We start from the raw sequence: 8661 nt of genomic DNA, 5'->3' as shown, positions 1-8661 counted from the left end.
CATTTTTTGTTCTTCGTCTGTCTGGTTTGGAAAGGCGGTCATAATGCTGCAATGTTAGTTTAGAAAAATCGGTTGTTTAATTTCCAGGTTATCGATTAATCGCGTATTGCCGAGCCAGGCTGCCCCTAAAACGACCAAATCCCGGTCCGGGGCCTGCGCTGGCAGCAGCGAACTGCGTTCATGGATGCTGATGTAATCAACTTTCCAGCCGCGTTGGAGTAAAGCGTTGCTGGCGTTCTGTTGTAGTGTCTGAAAATCGGTGCAGCCGGAAATGATTTCCTGCTTGATGCGTAAAAGCGTCTGATAAAGGTGGCAGGCTTCTGCCCGTTGTATGCCGTTTAAATACTGATTACGCGAACTGAGCGCCAATCCATCGGCAGACCGGATCGTTTCTCCGGCCACAATATTAATGGGTAAATTCAATTGTCGCACCATTTCACGCACTATATGCAACTGCTGATAATCCTTTTTGCCGAATACAGCCAGGTCAGGTTGAATAATATTGAATAGCTTCAATACGATCGTTGCAACACCACGAAAAAACCCCGGGCGGAATTTTCCTTCCAGGATATCTGCTACAGGCGGTAATGCTAACAAGAATTCTTGCGGTGTTGGGAAAAGAATTTTTTCATTGGGCGCGAAAACGGTCTTGACATTCAGTACGGACAGCGCCCTGCAATCTTCTTCCAATGTGCGCGGATAGCGCTCAAAATCTTCGTGCGGCAAGAATTGCAGCCGGTTGACAAAAATACTGACCACCACGCAACCGGACAACCGGTTTGCTTGTTCGATCAGCGCTAGATGACCCTCGTGCAGATTCCCCATGGTTGGAACGAAAGCAATATTTTTTTCATCGCGCAGCGTGTCACGCAATGCGGCAATATCGGTCAGTATGTTCATACAGATCAGGCAATCAAAATTCGTGTTCTTTAGCAGGAAACTGCCCGGTTTTGACAGCCTGTACATAATTCGCCACTGCTTCGGGTATGCTTTTGGCACCCGGCATGAAGTCTTTGATGAAGCGCGGTTTTTTACCTTGGGATAGCCCCAGCATGTCGTGCAGTACCAGCACCTGGCCCGAGCAATCGGCGCCCGCGCCGATGCCGATGGTCGGAATAGATAATGCTTGGGTAATTTTTTTCGCTAGTTTCGCCGGAACCACTTCCATCACCAGTAAACTCGCGCCGGATTTTTCCAGCATTTTTGCGTCATCGAGCAATTGTTTCGCCGATTTCTCCGTATTACCCTGCAGTTTATATCCGCCCAGCTGGTGAACGGATTGCGGCGTCAGACCGATATGCGCGCACACCGGGATACCGCGCCGGGTCAGGAATTGAATCGTGTCAGCCATGAGATGGCCGCCTTCGATCTTAACCATCTGCGCACCCGCGGCGATAATCCTGGCGGCATGCTCAAACGCTTGCGCGGGCGAGATCTGATAACTGCCGAACGGCATATCCGTGACGATCAGCGCCTTGCTGCTGCCGCGCGCCACACAGCGTGTGTGATAAATCATGTCCTCGAGCGTCACGGCCAAAGTGGTGTCACTACCGTGCAGTACATTGCCCAACGAGTCGCCAACCAATAACACGTCTACACCGGCATTTTCCAGTACGGCTGCAAAAGTCGCGTCGTAACAAGTCAGTACCGCGAATTTTTCACGGTTCTCAACCATTTTTTGCAGGGTAAGGTGGGTAATTCTCATGTTTTTGTATCAATACCTGATAAAGATTTAGCCATTACCGGATCATCATAACGTATTTGCTGGCTTCAAATAGACGTTCCAATAGCCGGAATGGATGTGCATTCCGCTGTGATTTTTCTCACTGCGGTTTCAAGTCAATCACGTTATCTTGAAACTGGATTGGTTGATAAATGCATTGGCAGCGGTTTTTGGCAGCGTCAAAACCTTATTTCAATCGCAACTTTGGGATCGATCAATCCGCCTAGCATTGTTTATTAAACCCTTCAAAGGAGAAAAATCATGTCTCATGAAATGAGCGGTTCTGAAAAACTGAAAGCCGAATGCCAAACCATGGCGAGCTTAACCCCGGAAGAAATCAGTCAAATCGCGGGTGGATTATCCGGTTTCAGCGCAGTTAATTTTAACACTTTTCCATCCTGGCTGATCAGGGGTATCCCAGTCGATATTTATCACGTTAACACGATCAGCGCCGGACATTAACAGCTCATCAAGAGGGAGATAGCAATGGGACCAACCGGATCAGCCCGTATTTTGCAAATACATCCGACACGGCAGTGCAATCTAAGTTGCCTCCACTGCTATTCTTCTTCTTCACCGCGAGCGCATGGCGCACTTGCGCTTGATCTTTTGTGTGAGGCCATTTCGGATGCGGCCGACGAAGGTTTCAATTTTGTCAGTCTTTCCGGTGGTGAACCGCTGCTTTATAAACCATTGGCACAATTATTACAGCATGCCCACACCTGCGGTATGCGCACCAGCGTGACTTCCAACGGTATGTTGCTGACGGCGCCGAATATCGAGCTGTTGCACGGCAACGTCGATGTGCTAGCGATCAGCATTGACGGCATACCTGAGTCGCATAACCGTATCAGAGGTTCGCAGCTGGCGTTCGATACCATGAAAGCGCGCTTACCGCTGCTGCGCGCAGCGAATATGAATTTCGGTTTTATTTTCACATTGACGCAATACAATTTGAACGAACTCGACTGGGTCCGGGATTTTGCTATCAGCGAGGGTGCAAAATTGCTCCAGATTCATCCCTTGGAGGAAGTCGGTAATGCCGCCACGATGCTGCAAGGAAGCGCGCCGGATGCGACGGAAAGCGCGTATGCCTGGCTGCTTGCCCAGCAAAGCAATAACAGTGCGTTGAGAGTACAAATCGATCTCGCATTGAGCGAAACTGTGAAACAACATCCGGAACTGGTTTTTGCCAGTGCCGTAGCCGAACACAAAAGTAAACGGTTTGGCGATTTGGTTTCTCCGGTCGTGATTGAGGCGGACGCCACTGTCAGTCCAATTCAATACGGATTTGCGCGGGATTTTGCCATAGGTAATCTAACCCAGGCGCCGTTGCACACGTTGCTGAAAGACTGGCAAGAACAGCGCCTGCCAGCGTTTTATTCGCTCTGCCGGGATGTTTACGATGAAATATCCCGTGCGCCAAAACCCTATTTTTTTGATTGGAACAATCTGATCGGCAAACGGGCGGAAGAAGCGAATTATCCTTACCTCGTCGAAAAGAGCGGTCCATTGAATATCGCGCATGCGCACAGCGATATTTAACGAAATCGATTGATCCAATGAAGCGCGCCCTTTTTCGTACAGAAGCTTTATCTCACCAGAAAAACTGCTTGCATGGCGATGTTTTGATTGCGCGGTCTCCGGCGATCAGTGTGCTGGTTTGGGCGGCCGCGCTTTTTGCCATCGCGATCGCCGGTTTTGCATACTGGGGGGAATATACCCGCAAGGAACATGTGGTGGGTTACTTGTCGCCGACACAAGGCATGATCCGGGTTTTTTCCCCGCAAAACGGAACCGTGCTTGAGAAGCATGTTAGTGAAGGTCAGCAGGTCAAACAAGGCGATGCGTTGCTGACGATTACCAGTGAACGTGCTACGACAAATACGCGCGAAGCGCAGGCGGCGATGCTGGCGGAGCTTAAGCAGCGGCGCGATAGTTTGCGGCAGGAGCAAGGCAAGCAGCAGCAAATCGATGTACTGACCGGCAGCAGTATTGCCGGCCGGATCCGCGGATTGGAAACGGAAATCCGTGAAGCCTTGGCGCAATTGGCGCTTCAAGCCAGTCGCGTGGCGAATGCGGAACGCACGGTGGCGCGTTATGAAAAATTACTGACGGAGCATTTTGTCTCCGATGCGGCCGTACAGGAAAAGCAGGAGGCGCTGATCGATCAGCGTAATCAACATGCGCAATTAAAACGTAGCATTACCGGCCTGAATCGCGAGCTGAGCGCGGCGCGCGTGGAATTATCGGCTTCCGGTTTGAAACAGGCCAATAATACCGCCGCGATCGAACGGCAAATCTCCGAGCTAGAGCAACAACTCACGGAAGCCGATGCACGCCGCAGCGTTATTTTGACTGCACCGGCCAATGGTACGGTTACGACCATTTTGGCTGAAGTAGGGCAGATGGTGAATCCGGCCATGCCGCTGCTATCGATTTTGCCCGCGGGCGCCGAGCTACAAGCACAGTTATTGGTGCCCACGCGCGCCGCCGGATTTATTAAGCCGGAACAGCAAGTTTCCCTGCGCTATCAAGCTTTTCCCTATCAGCGCTTCGGGCACCATCTGGGTGAGGTGGTCGAAATCGGCCGCACGGTGATTCAACCGGATGAATCCAGTTTGCCGGTAGCGATTCAGGAGTCGGTATACCGCATCACCGTCCGTTTGCCGCAGCAGCAGGTGCAAGCGTACGGCCAGGCGATGCCATTGCAGGCGGGTATGGTGCTGGATGCGGATGTTCATATCGACCGGCGGCGGTTGATTGAGTGGGTGTTTGATCCGGTGCTGTCGATTACCGGGCGGATTTAAAGGACGGATCATGCTTAATTTTTCCTTACGCCACAAAACCCCGGTTATTCTGCAAACCGAAGCGGCGGAATGCGGTTTGGCGTGCTTGGCCATGATTGCCAGTTATCATGGCCATCGTATCGATCTGGCGACTTTGCGGACACGCTATCCCATCTCATTACGCGGATCGACACTCGCCGATTTGATGAAAATTGCCGGTCAACTCAAATTCACCCCCCGTCCCTTGCGGCTGGATCTGCAACATTTGCCGGAACTGAAGCTGCCTTGCGTGCTGCATTGGGATTTCAGTCATTTTGTGGTATTGACCCGCGTTCAAGGAAACCGCGTGACGCTGCACGATCCGGCCGCCGGTGAACGTGAATTGGCGTTAGCGGAGTTCTCCAAGCATTTTACCGGGGTCGCGTTGGAGCTGATGCCTACCAGTGAATTCACAGCGCGCGACGATACGCGCAAGGTAAAACTGACCACGCTGATCGGCCGTTTGCAAGGATTGGGCGGGACGGTTACGCAGATTCTGGTGCTCGCGCTGGTATTACAGCTTTTTGCCATCCTGGCGCCTTTCTATATGCAGTGGATTGTCGATCAGGCGCTGGTGGCGCAAGATTACGATCTCGTCACCGTGCTGGGAATTGGGTTTCTGTTGTTCGCCGTGGTGCAAGCGGGTGTGACAGCATTGCGCGCCTGGGTGCTGATGGTGCTTGGAACAACGCTCAATTTGCAGATGATCACGAACTTGTTTCGTCATTTGATCCGCCTGCCCATGAGCTGGTTTGACAAACGTCACGTCGGCGATATCGTGTCGCGTTTCGATTCGCTCAATGTCATACAACGGACCCTGACGACCGGATTTCTGGAGGCATTGATCGATGGGGTGATGGCTATGGTCACGCTCGGCATGATGCTTTTTTACAGTATCAAACTGGCCTTGATCGCGCTGATTGCCGCCGTGGTTTATGCCTTGCTGCGGTTTGCGTTATACCGTCCGTTTCGTCTGGCCACCGAAGAACATATTGTCCGTAGCGCCAAACAACAGAGTCATTTTCTGGAGACGATCCGCGGTATGCAGAGCATTAAGCTGCACGCGCATGAATCGCCGCGCACGGCGGCGTGGCAAAATCTGACGGTCGATCAGTTCAATGCCGGTATCCGGACTCAGCGTCTGGGCATTTTGTATCAGGGACTCAATGGTCTGCTGTTCGGCGTGGAGAATGTCATCACCATTTGGTTCGGTGCCATGCTGGTGCTGGATAGTGCGAACGGCAGCGGTTTTTCGATCGGAATGCTGTTTGCTTTCATCGCGTATAAAACGCAATTTGTGCAGCGTGTCGCAGGCTTGATTGAAAAGGGCCTGGAATTGCGCATGCTGGGGTTGCACACGGAACGTGCCGGGGACATTGCACTGACCCCCACAGAACCGCCTGATGAATCGGGAAGTATCACGGCAGCGCCGCTTGCCGGCCGGATCGAAGTGAAACATCTGGCCTTCCGTCATGCGGAAACCGATCCGCTGGTGCTGCACGATGTCAGCTTCAATATCCAAGCGGGTGAGTCGGTCGCCATCGTAGGCCCGTCGGGTTGCGGCAAAACGACCTTGGTTAAATTGATGCTGGGACTGTTGCAGCCGAGCGGCGGAAGTATCGAAGTGGATGGCGTTCCGCTGAGCCATTTTGGGGTTGAGCGGTACCGCAATGCGGTTGCTAGCGTCATGCAGGATGATCAATTGTTTGCCGGTTCCATCGCGGAAAACATTTGCTTTTTTGCTCCGCAAGCGGATTACAGCCGTATCGAAGCAAGCGCCCGGCTGGCGTCAATCCACGACGACATTACCGCGATGCCGATGCAATACAATACATTAGTCGGCGATATGGGCGCGGTTTTGTCCGGTGGACAGAAACAACGGCTATTACTGGCCCGGGCGCTTTACCGCCAGCCCGGCATTCTTTTTCTTGACGAAGCCACCAGCCATCTCGATATCGCGCGTGAGCACAGCGTCAATGAAGCGATCCGTGCGCTGAAGCTGACGCGCATCATCGTTGCGCATCGTCCCGAAACGATCGCCAGTGCGGACAGAGTCATTGTGCTGGAGGGTGGAAAAATTATCAGCGATGCGCCAAGCCAAACATCGGCGCAAATACTGGAACTCGACCCTGCTGTTAATTCCCCGGCAGAGCGGCCGGTTGCCGTTGCAGGTTAAAAGCCGGGTTAGGGCGATTCCTTCATTTGTTCCAGTTGTTGTCCGTGACACGCCGCAAGCAGCGGCGCAATGGGCCCGTGACCCGGAATATCGCAATCCGGTGCAATCTCAAACAACGGTTTTAACACAAAGGCACGCTGCGTCATGCGCGGGTGAGGGATGATCAGATCGGCATCCTGGTATTGCAGCGTATCGTACAACAGAACGTCGAGATCAAGCGTTCGCGGCGCATTGAGTGATTCGCGTATGCGCCCGTGGCGCTGCTCGATGGCCAGCAATGCATTGAGCAGATCATGCGGCGTAAGCTGGGTTTCAATCAAGGCGACCGCATTGATAAAGTCAGGCTGATCCAACCTTCCCACCGGGGCGCTTCGGTACAGCGATGAGCAGCTAATCAAACGGGTGCCGGGCAGTTGTTTCAATTCGTCAAATGCCCGTTGAATCTGAAGAACAGGGTTTTCCAGATTGCTGCCCAAAGCGATAAAGGCCCGGCTCGGTTTTTTATGCATGAAGGGAGTGGATTAAGAGTTTTCCTGATCCGTTGCGCTGCCGGGCGGAGCAGCGGAACTGGACGAAGATTTTTTGCGGCTGCGTCTTTTCCGGGGTTTTTTACCGGATGTTTGCTTGGGCAGCATTTTTTCCCGTTCTTCGCTATCTACGGCCAGAAAAGTTTTCCACCATTCGCCCAGCTCCGCGCTCAATTCACCGCTTTCGCAGCGCAGTTGCATGAAATCGTAAGCTGCGCGAAAACGCGGATGGGCGAGTAAGCGGAACGGTTGACGGCCGCTCCGCGCTTCAAAGCGCGGCTGCATCGACCATATTTCCTGTATTACCGCGTCAAAGCGGCGCGGAATTGCCAGGTTCTTGTGTTGCCGCGCAAGAATTTGGTCCATCGCCTTAAACAAAGCGGGCATGGGTTTTTCGCCGGATGCTTTCAAGGTGTTCCAGTTTGCTAGCACTTCGTGCCATAGCAATATGGCAAACAGAAATCCGGGTGACACGGGTTTGTTTTGCCCGATCCGTTCGTCGGTATTTTTCAGCGCGATGGTGATAAAACGCTCACCGAGCGGTTGTTCCAGGATCACATCGAGCATCGGCAAAAGGCCGTGGTGTAACCCACGTGCGCGCAATTCGACCACGCAAGACAACGAGTGCCCGGACAGTAACAGCTTCAGCATTTCATCAAACAAGCGCGATGGCGGAACATTTTGCAGCAATGGCGCCAGATCGCCGATCGGTTTGGCGGTTTCCGCGTCGATTTGCATATCCAGTTTCGATCCTAACCGCACCGCGCGTAACATACGCACAGGGTCTTCGCGGTAGCGCTGCTCCGGATCGCCGATAATGCGCAGCTTTTTGGCTTTAATGTCGTCGAAGCCGTCCAGATAATCCAGAATTTCTTCCTTGATCGGATCGTAAAACAGCGCATTGACCGTGAAATCGCGGCGTACCGCATCTTCTTCCTGGCTACCGAAAACATTATCCTGCAACAAACGGCCATGCTGGTCGGTCAACGGGATTGCTGTGGAATCTTCCTCATCGTCCGGTGAAGGTCCGCGGAAAGTCGACACTTCCACTGTTTCCATACCGCACATCACATGAACCAGGCGAAAACGGCGCCCGATGATGCGTGAACGGCGAAATAGCTTATGGATTTCTTCCGGGGTTGCGTTGGTTGCGACATCGAAATCTTTCGGTATCAAACCCAACAGCAAGTCACGCACCGCGCCCCCGACGATATAGGCGGAAAACCCGCCCTGCTGCAGGGTGGTGGCGACTTTTAACGCGCACGGATTAATTTGGTTACGCCGGATGCCGTGGCGCTTGTGTGGAATGATACTCAGCGTTGCGATCGATTCGGCAGCGGGCGCTTTGCGGGTGAATACCTTGCGGAGAAATTTACGGATCATTGCTAAACGTAAAGTATCAAGCGC

Annotated in this window: 8 protein-coding genes; 4 read left to right on the top strand and 4 right to left on the bottom strand. The window is 52.8% G+C overall.

The window, feature by feature from the left end; all coding sequences use genetic code 11:
* Positions 1-54 precede the first annotated feature (54 nt).
* Positions 55-900 (bottom strand): pantoate--beta-alanine ligase, encoded by an 846-nt coding sequence (panC, locus tag R2103_RS14270; protein ID WP_317532029.1) that lies wholly within the window; start codon positions 898-900, stop codon positions 55-57.
* A gap of 13 nt (positions 901-913) precedes the next feature.
* The gene (gene panB, locus R2103_RS14265) at positions 914-1705 is read right to left on the bottom strand and encodes a 3-methyl-2-oxobutanoate hydroxymethyltransferase (protein WP_317532028.1); all 792 of its coding nucleotides are present in this window, start codon (positions 1703-1705) and stop codon (positions 914-916) included.
* A 279-nt stretch (positions 1706-1984) separates the two neighbouring features.
* On the opposite strand from panB, the gene R2103_RS14260 reads away from it, so the two are divergent.
* The 4 genes from R2103_RS14260 to R2103_RS14245 are packed head-to-tail and all read left to right on the top strand — an operon-like array spanning position 1985 to position 6727.
* Positions 1985-2185, top strand: coding sequence for a hypothetical protein (locus R2103_RS14260; RefSeq protein ID WP_317532027.1), 201 nt, complete (start codon positions 1985-1987; stop codon positions 2183-2185).
* Positions 2186-2209: 24 nt separating this feature from the next.
* Entirely contained in the window at positions 2210-3268 is a 1059-nt protein-coding gene (locus R2103_RS14255) for a radical SAM protein (RefSeq protein ID WP_317532026.1), read from the top strand.
* A gap of 17 nt (positions 3269-3285) precedes the next feature.
* Positions 3286-4533 (top strand): HlyD family secretion protein, encoded by a 1248-nt coding sequence (locus R2103_RS14250; protein ID WP_317532025.1) that lies wholly within the window; start codon positions 3286-3288, stop codon positions 4531-4533.
* A 10-nt stretch (positions 4534-4543) separates the two neighbouring features.
* Entirely contained in the window at positions 4544-6727 is a 2184-nt protein-coding gene (locus R2103_RS14245; RefSeq protein WP_317532024.1) for a peptidase domain-containing ABC transporter, read from the top strand.
* Between the two features lie 8 nt (positions 6728-6735).
* Here the strand turns inward: R2103_RS14245 and folK are convergent, their stop codons facing one another.
* Positions 6736-7236, bottom strand: coding sequence for a 2-amino-4-hydroxy-6-hydroxymethyldihydropteridine diphosphokinase (gene folK / locus R2103_RS14240; RefSeq protein ID WP_317532023.1), 501 nt, complete (start codon positions 7234-7236; stop codon positions 6736-6738).
* Between the two features lie 12 nt (positions 7237-7248).
* Positions 7249-8637, bottom strand: coding sequence for a polynucleotide adenylyltransferase PcnB (gene pcnB / locus R2103_RS14235; protein ID WP_317532022.1), 1389 nt, complete (start codon positions 8635-8637; stop codon positions 7249-7251).
* Between the last annotated feature and the right edge of the window lie 24 nt (positions 8638-8661).

The organism is Nitrosomonas sp. Is24, assembly GCF_033063335.1.
Taxonomy (GTDB): Bacteria; Pseudomonadota; Gammaproteobacteria; order Burkholderiales; family Nitrosomonadaceae; genus Nitrosomonas.
This window is presented reverse-complemented; position numbering and strand designations above follow the sequence as displayed.